Consider the following 16,326-nt stretch of genomic DNA (forward strand, 5'->3'; position numbering starts at 1 on the left):
TGCATAGAAGGAAACAAGATCAGAAATGGTCTTGTTTTTTTGCATGAAAAAAACAGCTAATTTAGATGGTTAGCTGTGTTTACATAAATTTAATTCTGTCACTTATGATAATGATTCAATATATCATTAATATATGCTTCTTTATTTGATGCATCATAAGTTTTAGATGTTGAGTATTTTAGATAATGGATTTGATCTTTTGCAGTTCTGGATTCTTCTTGTAGGTATGAATCTGTTATGGTAATTTTAAAATTCTCGCTCTTACCTGTTAAATCAAGGCTTAGTGGAAAATTTGTAAATTCATCTGAGTAAAAAGCCATTTTATAAAAGTTGTACCTGTCACCCCTAAAGCTATTTAAGTGAGGAAACGTTATATTGTACATTCCATCCCAGTAATTCCCATACTCTCTAATTTCGTAGTCATCGAAAAATTCCTGGATTCTTTCTTTGTTAGCAAAATCTTTATCAAAAGTAACAAAGGGAGTTTGCCAATCCCATAATGGAATTTTGCCTTCATTTCCATAGATAAAATAACTTTGCATTTTTCCTGATTTAGGATTTTTCAACTGAAAGTGGTATTTACTGACACCTTCTTTGACAGCTCCAGTTTGATATAGGGTATCCCCAGGGACTATCAAAAAAAGAAAATCTCTTAGATATAATTCGAAGTCGGCATCCATTGTTTTGTCATGTAATCCAGGGAAACGCTGAATTATTTGTCTGTAATTCTCTGCATTAGAAAACCATTCTTTATCAAAGCCTGGACCGACTTCAAAAACTTTATGATCGAAATAGTTTTGATATTCTTCATAATGGTTTTCAGTAGAGGTCACCTGTCCAAATGGTAAAGTCATATTGGTATTATCTGTAAAAGTAATATGTAAGAAAAGTCTTCGGGGATCAATTCCTTTATCAATATAATGGCCGACCTTATAGGCAGACAAATCATCTGGAAAATCGTCTTTTCCGAAGTGTAGAACCTCAATCTCAATATCTTTGACAACTTTTCTTTGAGGTATTATCTTCTTGACACTGTAATGATAAGCCTTGTAATAGTAATTCTCCTTATCATAGAGGTAAGGCTTATAAGCTCTTTGGTAGGCATTATAGAGAAAAATTCCAAGGGTTACAAAAAGAAGCAGAGCTAAGGCTATTTTGAACTTTTTATTTATTTTATTAGTTAGCCTTGAGAAAAAGAGACTCAATTTACTAGGATTTTGTATCATGTCAAAACTCCCCATATATTTTATACTATTATATCATGAAAATCCTTATAGCTAAGGCGTCTTCGTGTACTTTGTCACTGTTTTCCTTTATAATATAAGTATCACATTACAAGAGGAGACCTCATGAAATATATCGTAAATACATCAAACGATCCTGCCTATAATATTGCTTTGGAAGCCTATGCTTTTCGTGAATTGGTGAATGAAGATGAATTGTTCATTCTTTGGATTAACCGTCCAGCTATCATTGTCGGTAAGCACCAAAATACCATTCAAGAGATTAACAAAGAATATACAGATGCTCATGGTATTAAGGTCGTTCGCCGTTTGTCTGGTGGTGGCGCTGTTTATCATGATTTGAATAACCTGAACTATACCATCATCTCTAATAAGGCAGATGAAGGTGCTTTTGACTTTAAGACTTTCTCTCAACCTGTAATCGCTACACTTGCTGATTTGGGAGTTAAGGCTGAATTTACTGGCCGTAATGACCTTGAAATCGATGGTAAAAAGTTCTGTGGAAATGCTCAAGCTTACTATAAAGGTCGTATGATGCACCATGGTTGCTTGCTTTTTGACGTTGATATGTCGGTTCTTGGACAAGCCCTTAAAGTCAGCAAAGACAAAATCGAATCAAAAGGCGTTAAATCTGTACGTGCTCGTGTGACCAACATCGTCGACGAATTGCCAAAAAAAATCACTGTAAATGAATTCTCAGATAAAATCTTGGAAAAAATGAAAGAATTCTACCCAGAAATGACAGAATACGTCCTTTCTGAAAGCGAATTGGCTAAGATTCAGGATTCTTATGAGAAACAATTCAATACATGGGATTGGACTTACGGACAATCACCAGAATATACAGTAGAACGTAATGTTCGTTACCAAGCCGGTAAAATCTCAACCTATGCCAACGTTGAAAATTCAATCATTAAATCTGTTAAGATTTACGGAGATTTCTTTGGTATCGGAGATGTATCAGATATTGAAGACTTGTTGGTTGGTGTACCTTATGAGTACGAAGATGTCTTGGCAAAACTTAAAACTATTGACACAACACATTATTTCTCACGTATGACAACCGAGGAGGTTGCAAAAGCTATCGTAGCTTAATCATTGTTTGAACAATCTGGAAAACTCCAGGTTGTTTTTTCTTTTATCATTGACTAAGTGAGTCTCTATATAGATAGGCTGGCCGGTAAATCTATAAAAACCTCTAAGTAAAAAACACCTTATAATATCTTTCCGAAAAACTGTAATTTTCTTGAAAGAAAGATAAGGGTATGATATACTTCTATTAAGTAACTTTGGAGAAAAAACAAATGAAACGTGAACTCTTACTCGAAAAAATTGAGGAATACAAATCTCTAATGCCCTGGTTTGTTCTGGAGTATTATCAATCTAAACTATCGGTACCGTATTCTTTTACAACTTTATACGAATACCTTAAGGAATATAAACGCTTTTTTGATTGGTTGATTGACTCAGGTATTTCAGATGCTGATGATATTGCCTCAATTGACATCAAAACCTTGGAAAATCTAACTAAAAAAGATATGGAGTCATTTGTCCTTTATCTACGTGAACGTCCATCTTTGAATACCTATTCCAAGAAACAAGGTGTCTCTCAAACGACCATTAATCGCACACTCTCAGCTCTATCTAGTCTCTATAAGTATTTAACTGAGGAGGTCGAGGGTCCTGATGGTGAGCCTTATTTCTATCGTAACGTCATGAAAAAAGTTTCTACTAAGAAAAAGAAAGAAACTCTAGCTGCACGTGCTGAGAATATCAAACAAAAACTCTTTCTTGGCGATGAAACCATGGAATTCCTAGATTATGTAGAAAATGAATACGAAGTCAAGCTCTCAAATCGCGCCAAATCTTCGTTTTATAAGAATAAAGAACGTGATTTGGCTATCATTGCCTTGCTACTGGCTTCAGGTGTTCGACTCTCTGAAGCTGTTAATCTGGACCTTAAAGATATCAATCTAAAAATGATGGTCATCGACGTCACTCGAAAAGGTGGCAAACGGGACTCAGTTAATGTAGCAAGTTTTGCAAAGCCCTATCTTGAAACTTATCTCAGTATACGTGATAAACGCTATAAGGCTGAAAAGCAAGACCTTGCCCTCTTTTTAACGAAATATCGAGGGGTTCCAAACCGTATTGATGCTTCAAGTATCGAAAAGATGGTTGCCAAATATTCTCAGGATTTCAAAATTCGTGTGACTCCCCACAAGCTTCGACATACTCTGGCAACACGCCTTTATGATGCTACAAAGTCTCAAGTTTTAGTGAGTCATCAACTTGGCCATGCTTCCACTCAGGTTACTGATCTATATACGCATATTGTTAATGATGAACAAAAAAATGCTCTAGACAATTTATAATTGGCTATCCCAACCATTCCTATTTGGAGTGGTTGTTTTTATTTTACATAAATTTAATTATGCTAAGGACGTTTTGTTATTTCTTTAAATACATAACTATATTTATGTAAAGTATCATACACAAAAAACAAACTCTCCTTCACGGAAAGCTTGTTTTTCTTATTAATAATCTTTAAGAGCAGATTCAACGGCTGCTTTTTCTTTTTCAATCAAGTTTACTCGTGCGGCAATTGTCTTAATTCCCATTAAGATATTACGTTCCAAGGCTTTATCACTTGTTTGTGGCTCGAAGAAAGCAATATATTGATCAAGACGTTCTTGCGTTTTAAAGATTGATGCTGGGATATTAACAAAGCTATCAAAGCTCATATCACCACCAAGGGCTGCTTTAATCCAATCCCAGTTATCTTTTGCCCAGTTCCAAACGGTTTCTTGAGCAAATGATTTGCTGAGGAAATTCATATACCAGAGATACAAGTCTTGAGGTTTAACGACATGTTTGTCTTTAAGCTGACTTAACACGTAGTCGAGGCCTTCTTGATTTTTAAGGTATGAAACTGCTTGAGTTAATTGACGACGGAAGTTACTATCATTTGTTGTGACGTATGCGTTGACATAGTCCTCAACAAGGGTAAGACTGTCTTCTTGTTTCATTTGGTTAATGAGGACAAGACCACGGACACTTGCAGGGATGCTTTCAATGTTTTCTTTATGAGCTTGGAAAACACTTGCAGCTGCAAGGACTGCTGGTTGATAGTCTGCTTGAATCAAGTAGCTTAGTGCCGTTTGACGAACCATTTCATCTTCATCTGACTCTCCATCCTTGGCATCGAAACCAAGACGTTCAAAGTCATTTTGGAATTGACGACGTACCAAAGCCTTGTAGTGCACTTCTGCTTCTGTATCCTCATCGATAAAGCGTTTCAAACCAGCGAGGATTTGAGACTTAGCTTGCGCGATCAAGAAGCTTTCTTCTTTTTCGACAAGATCAAGAAGAGCCACTAGGCTTGCATAGGAGATACGGCCACTTTCAGCAAGAAGACGACGTTCTTGCAAAATTTGAAGTTTACTTACAGTATCAAGGTTAGCAAATTCCTCTAAGAGTTGGTCCAAGAGTTGTCCTTGGTAGTCTGTGATGTAATGTGCCGTATTTGCTGTATTAAGGCGAAGAGCTCCATTATTTTCAGCAGCAAGCTGGCTATAATTTGGAATCTCAATACGCTCTTCTGAGAGTGTGTCTGGAAGTCCTTTCCAGTTTGTGTTCAATGGAATTTCCCAAAGACGCCCTTTATCTTCATGTTCACCAATGAAGAATTGTTTTTGACTAAGAATAAGAGTGTCATCAACAACTTCTGCACTAACAACAGGGTAACCTGGTTGCTCCAACCAAGTATCCATGAAACTAGAGACATCTTTACCAGAAGCATCAGAGAGTGCATTCCAGAGGTCACGTCCAATAGTGTTGTTGTACTGGTGTTTTTCGAAGTAAGCTTTAAGTCCTTTGGCAAAGGCTTCATCGCCTAACCAACGGCGAAGCATATGCATGAGACGGCTACCCTTAGCATAAACGATAGCACTATCAAAGAGGGTATTAATCTCATCTGGGTGATTAACTTCCATGTGGACTGACTGAACACCATCTGTAGCATCACGCTGGAGGGCATGAGGCACACCAGTTGTTTGGAAATCTTCAAAGATGTTCCAGCTAGGTTCAATGGCATCTACTGAAACATACTCCATCATATTGGCAAAGCTCTCGTTAAGCCAGAGATCATCCCACCATTTCATCGTTACAAGGTTACCGAACCATTGGTGAGCCAATTCGTGGGCAACCACGAGAGCTACTTGTTGACGACTTGCAGCTGAGCTATTTTCGTCTACTAGTAGGTAAACTTCACGATAGGTAACAAGTCCCCAGTTTTCCATGGCACCTGCTGAGAAGTCAGGAAGAGCCAGATGGTATGACAATGGGATAGGATATTTGACTTGGAAGTAGTCTTCGTAGAAATCAATGACACGAACGGCAATATCAAGGGCAAAGTCAACGCTGTTTTCAGCTTGTGCAACTGTAGCGAAGACACCAACTTCAGTTCCGTTTTGCGTTTTCGCTGTCTTACCTTGAAGAGCTCCAAAACCAAAGGCAAGGAGGTATGTTGACATACGAGGGGTTGTCTCAAATGTCCAAACCCCAGTTTCTTCACGCAAATGGCTATTGATTTCAGGCATGTTTGACAAAGCGATATCGCCTTCTTCAGCATCAAATTTCAATGAGAAATCAAAAGTAGCTTTGGCTTCTGGTTCATCAACAGATGGGAAGGCTTCACGCGCAAAATGAGATTCAAACTGCGTTGAAATAATCTCTTTCTTCTCACCATTGTAGGTGTAATATGATGGGTAAATCCCTGTCATATTATCTGTAATACGACCAGAGAATTCAATGACAAGCGTCAAAACACCGGTCTCTGGAAGTTCAATATGGAAGGCTTCGTTAGCATCATCCATTTGGAAGTTCAATGATTCATTATCCAAGAGAACGGAACTAATGGTAAGGTCTTTTTGGTGAAGGGAGATATGGTTATCAAGGGCTTCACCTGTGATGGCAACATTCCCTGTAAAGGTCTTTTCAGAACGATTAATGTCCAAGAAAAGATTGTAGTTTTCAGGGATGAAACTTTCGATAAAACGAGCAACAGATGCTGTCATACGTATATACTCCTAATCTAACTTTTCGTATCGAAACAGACTGACAAATGTTTCGATATTAGACTCTTTTACAAAAGAAAAGGGTCTGAATTATTCAATACAAACCCATTATAACATAGATTGGAAGCTTTGCCTACAGTTCAATGATTTTACCAGATTTGAGGTAGACAACCCACTCGCAGAGATTGCGGGCATAGTCACCGATACGTTCCAAATACATAAGTACTTGGAAATATTCTTTGGCAGCGAAGGCAGCATCTGGATTCTTACGAACACCTTCTACTGTCATAGCTTGAATATCACGGAAATAGTTATCAATGATTTCATCTGAAGCTGCGATTTCATAAGCGCGTCGTTCGTCACTGTTCAAGTAAACATCTAGAGCATCTTCGACCATGTGGCGGACTGCTTTCCCCATTTTCTTGATTTCAGCTTCAATTTCAGTTAGACGCTCTTCACCTTTAATGCGGATGGTTGCTTTAGCGATAGCAACGGCATGGTCACCCATACGCTCAACGTCGCTAGATGCTTTAAGTGCGGTGATAACTGTACGCAAATCACTTGATACAGGTTGCTGTAGAGCAATAATTTCAAGTGATTTTTTCTCAAGTTTGGTTTCGTAGTTATTGACGATTTCGTCATTTTCAATGACTTCCTTAGCCAAATCACGGTCATGGCTGATAAAGGCACGTACAGCTTTCTTAAGCTGAGCTGCAACCTCTGTACCCATAGCGTAAAATTGGTTGTGGAGTTTTTCTAATTCTTCTTCGAAGGGAGTTCGTAACATCATAATTTTTTTAGTAATCTGTCCTTTCTTAACCGAATTTACCGGTAATATAATCTTCAGTTTCTTTATGTTGTGGATTTAGGAACATGTCTTTCGTTGTTGAATACTCGATGAGCTCTCCATCAAGGAAAAAGGCTGTTCGTTGTGAGATACGACTTGCCTGCTGCATAGAACGAGTGACTAGCAACAAGGTGTATTGTTCTTTAAGGTTATAGAGGGTTTCCTCAATCTTACCAGCGGATATAGGGTCGAGGGCCGACGTTGGTTCGTCAAGAAGGATGACCTTTGGAGATGTGGCTAGCACTCGTGCAATGCAGACACGTTGTTGTTGCCCTCCTGAAAGTCCAAGTGCTGAGTCATGGAGACGGTCTTTAACCTCTTCCCAGATTGAAGCACCCTTTAGTGATTCTTCTACTGCTTGATCAAGAACAGCCTTATCTTTGATACCATTGATACGAAGTCCGTAAACAACGTTTTCATAGATTGACATTGGAAAAGGGTTAGGTTGTTGGAAGACCATTCCGATTTCTTTTCTGAGCTCAACAGTATCTGTTCTAGGACTATAGACATTGTGACCGTTGTATGAAACAGCACCAGTAAGTGTCCATTCGGGATTTAAATCTCCCATTCGGTTGATAGAACGGAGCAGGGTTGATTTCCCGGATCCTGAAGGACCGATAAGGGCCGTGATTTCATTTGGATAGAAATCCATTGTCACATTATTGAGGGCTTTTTTCTTATTGAAATACACCGATAAATCATTAATTGAAATGATTGGTTCAGTCATAAGTGCTCCTTTCTATCCAAAGCGTCCTGATACATAGTCACTGGTTGACTGTAGGGCAGCATCTTGGAAGATTTTCTTGGTTTCATCATATTCGATAAGATCACCAAGGTAGAAGAATGCTGTATAATCACTAGCACGCGCTGCTTGTTGCATATTGTGCGTCACGATGATAATAGAGTAATCTTCCTTAAGTTCAAACATGGTCTCTTCGAGCTGCATAGTAGCTACAGGGTCCAATGAAGCTGCAGGTTCGTCCATGAGGAGAATCTGCGGTTTCACGGCAATAGCTCTTGCAATACAAAGACGTTGCTGCTGACCACCCGAGAGGGTAAAGGCAGATTTATGAAGGTCATCTTTAACTTGATCCCAAAGTCCAGCTTGCTTAAGTGATGTTTCAACAATCTCGTCCAAGGTTTGCTTATCTCTTACACCTTTACGTTCGTGAGCAAAGGTGATATTTCTGTAAATAGACTTGGCGAATGGATTTGGACGTTGGAAAACCATTCCAATATGTTTACGCATTTCATAAACATTGATATTACTTGCGTTAACATCGACTCCTTGATAAAGGATTTGTCCAGTAACCTTTGCAATATCAATCGTATCATTCATACGGTTTAGACTACGAAGAAAAGTTGATTTACCGCATCCTGAAGGCCCAATAAGAGCTGTGATTTTATTTTTCTCGAATTGCATGTCAATGCCTTTGATGGCTTCTTTTTGACCATAGTAGACATGCAAGTCCCTTGTTTCAAGAGCGAGCTCCTTCTCTGGGAAGGTGATAATATGACGCTCGTCCCAATTATATTTTGTCATAATAACTCCTTTAAGCGGATGTTAATTTCTTATGGAGGTAAGCTCCCAAACGACGTGCACCAAAGTTGAAAATCAGAATGAAAATCAAGAGCACTGCTGCTGAACCGGCAGATACTGCAGTGGCGTCAGGTGTCGTACCTTCTGAGTTGACCTTCCAGATGTGAACAGCAAGTGTCTCTGCTTGGCGGAAAATCGAAATTGGACTAGAGATGCTAAGCGGATTCCAGTCGCTCCAGTTAAGTGCTGGTGCAGATTGACCTGCTGTATAGATAAGCGCTGCTGCTTCTCCGAAAATACGACCAGAAGCAAGAACGATACCAGTAACAATACCAGGTAAGGCTTCTGGAACAACAACGTGACAGATAGTTTCCCAGCGAGACAAACCTAGAGCTAGGCCAGCTTCACGTTGGGTATGGTGAACGGTTCTTAAGCTATCTTCAACCGTACGAGTCATTTGTGGCAAGTTAAAGACAGTTAAGGCCAAGGCACCTGATAGGATTGAAAATCCATATTGAAATTGGACAACGAAAATCAAATAACCAAAGAGTCCGACCACCACTGAAGGTAGTGAAGATAGGATTTCAATACAGGTACGGACAAAGTTGGTAAGTCGTCCTTTTTTAGCATATTCTGATAAGAAGATGCCAGCTCCCATTGAAAGAGGCACAGAAATAATCAAAGTAATAACCAATAGGAAGAATGAGTTGTAGAGTTGAACCCCAATTCCTCCACCAGCTTTGTAGGATGATGATTGACTAGTCAAGAAAGACCAGCTGATGTGTGGTATCCCGCGAACCAAGATATAGAGAATCAAGGCGGCCAGGATTGTTACAATAATGCCAGCAATCACATAGAGTGTGCTGATGGCAATTTTATCAATTTTTTTAGCGTTCATAATTTCTCTTTCTCTCACGGGTAATGAATTTCACCAACATATTGAAACCAAGACTCATCAATAAGAGCACCAGGGCGAGAGACCAAAGGACATTGTTTGAAACAGTACCCATGACTGTATTTCCGATTCCCATAGTCAAGACAGATGTCAATGTTGCTGCTGGTGTCGTTAAAGAAGTTGGAATCACGGCGGAATTTCCGACAACCATTTGGATGGCCAGAGCTTCACCAAAGGCACGGGCCATACCAAAGATAACGGCCGTGAAGATACCTGGTTTAGCCGCATTAAGTGTCACACGCCAAATCGTTTGCCAGCGTGTAGCCCCCATCGCTAGACTAGCTTCACGATAGTGACGAGGCACTGCACGAAGCGTATCTGTTGTCATAAAGGTTACGGTTGGTAGAATCATGACGAACAAGACAAAGGTACCTGAAAGAATACCAAAACCTGTTCCACCAAAAATTAAGCGAACAAATGGAACCACTACTTGGAGACCAATAAATCCATAAACAACGGATGGAATTCCGACCAAAAGTTCAATAGCGGGTTGTAGGAATTTAGCCCCTTTAGGAGAAATCTCAGTCATAAAGATGGCTGCTCCAATGGCAAATGGGGTTGCAACCAAGGCTGAAAGCAAAGTCACTACGAATGATCCCAAAATCATTGGTAGAGCCCCGAATTTGCCTTCAGATGGTGACCAATCACCACTAAAGAGAAACTCGACCAAGCTAATTTTATTGACAAAGAAAGTCGCCAGCCCTTTTTGAGCAACGAAAAGTAAAATCATCGCTACGATGAAAACAATCAAGGCCAGGCAAAGGAAAGTGATTGTTTTACCAAACTTTTCGAGGCGTGAATTTTTAGAGGGTGATGTTAATTGCTTCACCAATTCTTCATTTTTCATGCTTATTCCTCACTCTTCTTTGAGACTTTACCATCAGCATCCTTGGTAACTTTCATGCTATGGATGGAAATGTAACCCATTTTTGCGACGACGTTTTCTTGGACTTCGTCACTCATCATGTAATCTAAGAAATGTTTGGTATAGCTATCCGGTTTTCCCTTGGTATACATATGTTCGTAGGACCAAATCGGCCAATCGTTAGTTGCAACATTTTCAGCTTTGGGTTCAAATCCATTTAACTTCAATGTTTTAACAGAATCATCAAGGTAAGCAAATGATAGGTATGAAATAGCACCTGGTGTCTGAGCAACGATTGACTTAACCATACCGTTAGAATCTTGCTCTTGGGTACGGATTGGTGATTTACCATCCATAATCACTGCATCGAAAGTTGCGCGTGATCCTGAGCTAGCTGCACGGTTAATAATAGTAATCTCTTGGTCTTTACCACCAAGCTGTTTCCAGTTTGTGATTTCACCAGTGAAAATCTTACGCAGTTGTTCTGTTGTCAAGTTATCTACAGAGACTTCTTTGTTTGTAATAACTGCAATCCCAGCAACGGCAACTTGAAAGTCGACAAGCTTACTAGCATCAATTCCCGATTTTTCCTCGGCAAAAAGGTCACTGTTACCAATTTGAACGGCACCGGATTGTACTTGAGAAAGTCCAGTACCAGAACCGCCCCCCTGAACGTTAACGATATTGTCAGGGTTCTTTTCAGCAAACCCATCTGCTGCCGCCTCCACTAAGGGTTGAAGGGCCGTAGAACCAACTGCTGTAATGGACTGGCCACGGTCAATCCAAGAGGCACAGCCAGTTAAAACCAGCATGGCCATTGCCAGTGACAGAATCACTGCAAGGACTTTTGTTTTTTTCATTTTTGTCCTCCGACATTTTGTAACATAAGTAAGAAAGTGTCTCATAGATATGCTGTTAAAAGACACCTATCTAATTATAACAAGTATAGGATAACTAAGTCATATTAAAGTTTGGTTACAGGTTCTTAAATGTGAAATCTTAATCCTTTAGGATAGTAGTTTTTAACCGTATTTCCAACAACTTTAGCAAACCCAAAACCATTGCCGTCCACTAAAAGCTGATACCAACCGTTAGGATGTGTTTGATTTAGAGTAACCACATTACCAGAAACGTATTGGGTAAACTGGTCTTGACTTAGCTCTATACTTGAAACAACTTCATCAGATGTTAAAGCAATTCCAAAAGCAAAACTTGGTTCGAAACGTTTTTTCTTGAAGACACCAAGATGCAAACCGTTACGAGCGATTTTAACTTTAGAAAGGTCTGGGAGCCCTTTTGGAAGCAGGTAGAGATTGTCCCCAAAAACTTGCAGTAAACCATCCAGTCTAGTTTTAAGGTGTTTTTTTGCAAAATCTTCCCAAAGTTGCTTCTGCTCCTTGTTTAGGTTAGATTTTCCCTCTTTGATACGTGTTTGCTCAGGCACGCGCTTATCCTGGAATTTTGCCACAAACTGGCCTTCACCTTTGAAATGGTGTGGATACATTCGAGCTGTTTCTGGAAAATCAATTCCATCACTCATGCCATTTAATTTAGGGATTGCCACCAATTCAAGATCAGGATTATTTTCTAAAATCCAAGCAACAATACCTTCATTTTCCTCAGGAGACCATGTGCAGGTTGAGTAGATCAATTGTCCACCAGGAGCGAGCATTTTCAAACCGTCTGATAAGATGTCCTTCTGTAATTGTGCCAGTTCACTAGGATACTCCTTATGCCAATATTGGATTGCATCAGGATCCTTACGAAACATTCCTTCTCCAGAACATGGTCCATCAAAGACAATCGTATCAAAATAATTTTTGAAAACTTTGGCTAGTTTATCAGCTGACGTGTTTGTCACAATAACATTTCTCGCTCCAAAACGCTCAATGTTTTCAACTAGAATTTTGCTACGCTTTGGATTGATTTCATTGCTGACCAACAGTCCTGTATTATCTAGGTAACTAAGAAGATGAGTAGACTTTCCGCCTGGAGCAGCTGCCAAGTCTAAGACACGACTTCTCTTGGCAGGAGCTGCTACTTGAGCAACCATTTGAGCAGCTGGTTCCTGAGAATATACCAAACCAGTTGCATGATCGGCAGATTTTCCAGAAATTTTACCGTAATGGCCCCAAGGTGTTTCAGGAATGGCATTAGGAAAGTCCTTCTGTTGCTTTTTAAGAGGGTTGGTACGGTAGGCGGACACGGCTTCTTGGTCAAAAGATGCAAAGAAGTCCTTCGCTTCATCTCCAAGGAGCTTATTATATTTTTCTATAAAGTCTAATGGAAATTGCATAGTTTCCTTTCTATCAAAAAACTGGACTAACCAAGAGAACTTGCTGTTCTGATTTGTCCAGTATGGTTTTGTGTTTCAAATTAATTTTCTGAGCCCATAATATGCTTGATCTCTTCAAGTCTGTCTTTAGGGACAAGCATCACAGCTTGACGACTAGAATAATCCAGTGGTTCTCCAGAAATGGTCTCAAGGTGATAACCCAATTTTTCTCCCATAATACTTGCTGCGGCATAGTCCCATGGGTAAATAACTGAAAAGTAAGCTAAAATTTGACCAGATAGGACTTTTGACATGCTTAAACCAGCACCACCGTAGACACGAACGCCCAAGGTCTTATCAATAAGGTCTTTTAAGCCGTGAAAATTTTTAGCATACATAGCTCCATTGCTAGCGACTAGGCAACGGTCTAAAGGTGGGTTTTTATATGCTGGAAGCAACTTGTCATTACAATACACATCAAACTGGCCACCACCATAGAAAAGTTGATCAGCCATGACGTTATAAATGAGGCCGAATTTTCCTTGCCCCTCTTCATAGTAGGCAATCATAACACAAAAATTATCTTGTTGGACAATAAAATTGACCGTTCCATCAATAGGATCCAAGACCCAGACATTTCCATCTTTGATATTATGAACCAAGCCATTTTCTTCAGCGAAAATATTGTCTGAAGGGAAGGAGGATTTAATACGTGCCACGAGTAAATCTTGTGTTTGTTTGTCAATATTAGTTACTAAATCATCAAAAGCCGTCTTTTCTTCGACCGTGATAGTTTTACTCAAACTTTCTTTAATAAAAGCACCGGCTTCTTTGATGATTTCTTTGGCGAAAATCAGTTTATTTTCCAAGTGATACAAATCCTTTATCTTTTGCTTTAGCAGCTTTGACAGCTTGATAGGTTGAAAAACCGCTAGCTTCTTCAAAGGCCTTGTCTAGTTGTTTTTCAGGTGCTTTGCCTGGAACAACGGTTTTAAATGCCTTATAGGCTTGCAAGAGTTGGTCACGGTCAACCTTGCTCTCGTATGCTTTTTCTACCTGACTCAAAAAATGAAGCACTGTGGTAATTTCCTCAGTGCTCCATGATGGATCGAGTGGGTAGGAATAATTTCCTTTAGTCATTGTTACCCTCAATTTCAGCTCGAATGGTCGCTTGGCGCAATTCTTGCTTTCTATAATCACGAGGCAAAAAGGCACGAATTTCATCTTCGTTGAAACCAATTTGCATGCGTTTGGTGTCCATAATGATAGGTCGACGAAGAAGATTTGGGTATTCAGAAATCAATTGAATGAGTTCCTTGATGGTCAAATCATCCACATCGATATTCAGCTTCTGAAAGACTTTTGAACGAGTTGAAATGATATCTTCAGTACCATTTTCCGTGTAAGACAAAATCTTCATTAACTCATCGTGAGTTAATGGGCTCGTGATAATATTGTGTTCGTCAAAAGCAACTTCATGATTGGTCAACCAGGCTCGTGCTTTCCTACAGCTGGTGCAGCTAGGTGATAAAAATAAAGTTACCACGCAAACACCCCTTTCACTTTAACATTCCTAATCATTATACATTATTTGATTAGTTTTGGCTACGCTTTCTTAAAATTTTTCCGCGATTTTTTTATCAGCCTCCAGTTGAGCACATAGTTCATCGATATTATTGAACTTAATCATATCACGGATATAATCCAGCCAAAAAACTTCAATTGTCTTTCCATAAATATCGCCTTCAAAATCAAAGATATTGGCTTCAAGACGGAGTTCTGTTCCCCCAAAGGTAACGTTTTTTCCTAGGCTAGTCATGGAACGATAACGTTTGCCATCAATTACAACATCGGCAACATAGACACCATCAGCTGGTAGAAAAGTCCTATCAATAGGTGCTAAATTTGCTGTTGGAAAACCAATGGTACGTCCACGGGCATCACCATGCACCACGATGCCACGTGTAGAGAATTCATGGCCAAGGAGTTTATTGGCTTCTTTAACCTTGCCTTCTCGTATTAATTGACGCACACGTGTTGACGAAATCTTTTCACCATCGCTTTGTTGCTCCTCAATGACATGGACATTACCAGAAAAATTACGGGCTAGGTAGTCCGCATCTGTTCGATGATGTCCAAATTTGTAATCAAAGCCCACAACAACCTCTTGGGCTTTTAGACGTTTAATATAACGAGCAATGAAATCGTCTGAACTTGTTCGAGCAAAATCACTATTGAAATCTGTTAAATAAAGCTGATCAGTGCCATAGGCTTTAAAAAGATCACAACGTCTCTGAGGTGCTGTGATATGAAGGAGGAGATCATCCGTATACCTTTGAAAAGTCAATTGAGGACTCTCATTAAAGGTAAGGACAGCTACTTCAAGCTGTTTTTCATCAGCAATCTGGCGCGCCTTATCAAAAAGGACCTTATGACCACGGTGAAGAGCATCGAAATACCCTAAGACAAGAACCGTTTCCTTTTCCTGATGGATATCTTTATAATCATTAATAGAAGTTACTTTCATTGACTTAATACTTTTCTAGGTTTATAAACTTGATTTCGCTTTTCCATGATGGCTAGAACCTTGTCTCCTAAAAAGGCCGCAACTAAGGGTTCTTGGCTATCGATAGTAATAAAGCGACCAAATGAAATTTCTTTAGCATCATCCTCAGTGACTTGAACAGCTGGTAGGTCCTGAACACCAAATTCGATGGGAAGGAGGAAGGAAGTATCCCCCGCTTCTACCATTTCTGAAATTTGTGAGAGTGTTAGTGCCTTATCTAAGGTTAGACCAGCTGAGGCTGTTCGACGAAGAGCAGACATATGACTCGCGTATCCGAGTTTAGCACCCAAATCGACAGATAAAGTACGGACATAAGTCCCCTTGCTACAAGCAACACGGAAGGTGAATTTTGCGGTATTGTTTTCCAATTCAATAGGAGAGGTACGGACAAATTCGGTAATTGTCACTTGACGTTGTGGACGCTCTACTTCTTCTCCAGCGCGGGCGTACTCATAAAGTTTCTTTCCGTTGACCTTAACCGCTGAATACATAGGAGGAGTTTGTGTGATTTCTCCCTCAAAACTAGCCATTGCCATATCGACGGTTTCTTCATCTAACTCTGTAACCGGAGTTGTTTGAACGACATCTCCACTAGCATCCTCGGTAGTTGTTGAAAATCCAATGGTAATTTCTCCCTCGTAGACCTTTCCTGCTTCAGTCATGTATTCAATAACACGAGTCGCTTTTCCAATCGCTATAGGTAAAACACCAGTAACATCTGGATCAAGGGTACCTCCATGTCCGATTTTTTTCTCTTGTAATATTTTACGTAGTTTAAATACAGCATCATGACTGGTCATTCCAGCCTCTTTTTTGAGATTAATAATTCCTGAAATCATACTTTTAATTATATCAAAAGCAATCCTAAAGAGCTAGGTAGAAACATAAAGAGGCAGAGAGCAAAGTCTCAAACCTCTTAAGTATTATAGTCATAAGCAATCGCAGGTCTGCTAGCT

At 39.6% G+C, this 16,326-nt stretch carries 16 protein-coding genes; 2 read left to right on the forward strand and 14 right to left on the reverse strand.

From position 1 onward, the window contains the following. Nucleotides 1-98: 98 nt before the first annotated feature. Nucleotides 99-1,226, reverse strand: a complete 1,128-nt coding sequence (locus H7U02_RS04445) for a hypothetical protein (protein ID WP_257056572.1) — start codon at nt 1,224-1,226, stop codon at nt 99-101. Nucleotides 1,227-1,349: 123 nt separating this feature from the next. Between H7U02_RS04445 and H7U02_RS04450 the strand changes: the two genes are divergently transcribed. Together H7U02_RS04450 and xerS are read left to right on the forward strand one after the other, a co-directional pair. Beyond that, entirely contained in the window at nt 1,350-2,339 is a 990-nt protein-coding gene (locus H7U02_RS04450; protein WP_110981394.1) for a lipoate--protein ligase, read from the forward strand. A 209-nt stretch (nt 2,340-2,548) separates the two neighbouring features. Continuing rightward, the gene (gene xerS, locus H7U02_RS04455) at nt 2,549-3,619 is read left to right on the forward strand and encodes a tyrosine recombinase XerS (protein WP_201042864.1); all 1,071 of its coding nucleotides are present in this window, start codon (nt 2,549-2,551) and stop codon (nt 3,617-3,619) included. 162 nt (nt 3,620-3,781) lie between these two features. Here the strand turns inward: xerS and H7U02_RS04460 are convergent, their stop codons facing one another. The 13 genes from H7U02_RS04460 to truB all read right to left on the reverse strand — a co-directional run bounded on the left by H7U02_RS04460 (nt 3,782) and on the right by truB (nt 16,209). Continuing rightward, nucleotides 3,782-6,322: a M1 family metallopeptidase gene (locus H7U02_RS04460; protein ID WP_022496656.1), complete on the reverse strand. Its 2,541-nt coding sequence runs from the start codon at nt 6,320-6,322 to the stop codon at nt 3,782-3,784. Nucleotides 6,323-6,455: 133 nt separating this feature from the next. Further along, entirely contained in the window at nt 6,456-7,109 is a 654-nt protein-coding gene (gene phoU / locus H7U02_RS04465; protein WP_004182526.1) for a phosphate signaling complex protein PhoU, read from the reverse strand. A 28-nt stretch (nt 7,110-7,137) separates the two neighbouring features. Next, a complete protein-coding gene (gene pstB / locus H7U02_RS04470) occupies nt 7,138-7,896 on the reverse strand; it encodes a phosphate ABC transporter ATP-binding protein PstB (protein ID WP_110981396.1) in 759 nt (252 codons plus the stop codon). A gap of 12 nt (nt 7,897-7,908) precedes the next feature. After that, nucleotides 7,909-8,712 (reverse strand): phosphate ABC transporter ATP-binding protein PstB, encoded by an 804-nt coding sequence (gene pstB, locus H7U02_RS04475; protein ID WP_110981397.1) that lies wholly within the window; start codon nt 8,710-8,712, stop codon nt 7,909-7,911. A 10-nt stretch (nt 8,713-8,722) separates the two neighbouring features. Further along, nucleotides 8,723-9,607 carry a phosphate ABC transporter permease PstA gene (gene pstA, locus H7U02_RS04480; protein ID WP_110981398.1) on the reverse strand — a complete coding sequence of 295 codons (885 nt, stop codon included), beginning with the start codon at nt 9,605-9,607 and terminating at the stop codon, nt 8,723-8,725. Next, on the reverse strand, nt 9,597-10,511 hold the full coding sequence (pstC, locus tag H7U02_RS04485; protein WP_110981399.1) for a phosphate ABC transporter permease subunit PstC: 915 nt from the start codon (nt 10,509-10,511) through the stop codon (nt 9,597-9,599). Before pstC ends, pstA begins: the two co-directional genes overlap by 11 nt. Nucleotides 10,512-10,513: 2 nt before the next feature. After that, the gene (locus tag H7U02_RS04490) at nt 10,514-11,389 is read right to left on the reverse strand and encodes a phosphate ABC transporter substrate-binding protein PstS family protein (RefSeq protein ID WP_110981400.1); all 876 of its coding nucleotides are present in this window, start codon (nt 11,387-11,389) and stop codon (nt 10,514-10,516) included. A gap of 125 nt (nt 11,390-11,514) precedes the next feature. Continuing rightward, complete coding sequence (locus H7U02_RS04495) at nt 11,515-12,825, reverse strand: RsmF rRNA methyltransferase first C-terminal domain-containing protein (RefSeq protein ID WP_110981401.1); 1,311 nt, start codon at nt 12,823-12,825, stop codon at nt 11,515-11,517. 80 nt (nt 12,826-12,905) lie between these two features. Further along, complete coding sequence (locus tag H7U02_RS04500; RefSeq protein WP_110981531.1) at nt 12,906-13,673, reverse strand: inositol monophosphatase family protein; 768 nt, start codon at nt 13,671-13,673, stop codon at nt 12,906-12,908. After that, nucleotides 13,663-13,944, reverse strand: coding sequence for a UPF0223 family protein (locus H7U02_RS04505; RefSeq protein WP_004182521.1), 282 nt, complete (start codon nt 13,942-13,944; stop codon nt 13,663-13,665). Before H7U02_RS04505 ends, H7U02_RS04500 begins: the two co-directional genes overlap by 11 nt. After that, complete coding sequence (locus H7U02_RS04510) at nt 13,937-14,350, reverse strand: Spx/MgsR family RNA polymerase-binding regulatory protein (protein WP_002890965.1); 414 nt, start codon at nt 14,348-14,350, stop codon at nt 13,937-13,939. Before H7U02_RS04510 ends, H7U02_RS04505 begins: the two co-directional genes overlap by 8 nt. A 69-nt stretch (nt 14,351-14,419) precedes the next feature. After that, the gene (locus H7U02_RS04515; RefSeq protein ID WP_110981402.1) at nt 14,420-15,331 is read right to left on the reverse strand and encodes a bifunctional riboflavin kinase/FAD synthetase; all 912 of its coding nucleotides are present in this window, start codon (nt 15,329-15,331) and stop codon (nt 14,420-14,422) included. Beyond that, nucleotides 15,328-16,209 (reverse strand): tRNA pseudouridine(55) synthase TruB, encoded by an 882-nt coding sequence (gene truB / locus H7U02_RS04520; protein ID WP_073949854.1) that lies wholly within the window; start codon nt 16,207-16,209, stop codon nt 15,328-15,330. Before truB ends, H7U02_RS04515 begins: the two co-directional genes overlap by 4 nt. Nucleotides 16,210-16,326 lie beyond the last annotated feature (117 nt).

It is taken from the genome of Streptococcus sp. 3.1, assembly GCF_016648915.1.
In the GTDB taxonomy this organism is placed as follows: Bacteria; Bacillota; Bacilli; order Lactobacillales; family Streptococcaceae; genus Streptococcus; species Streptococcus salivarius_E.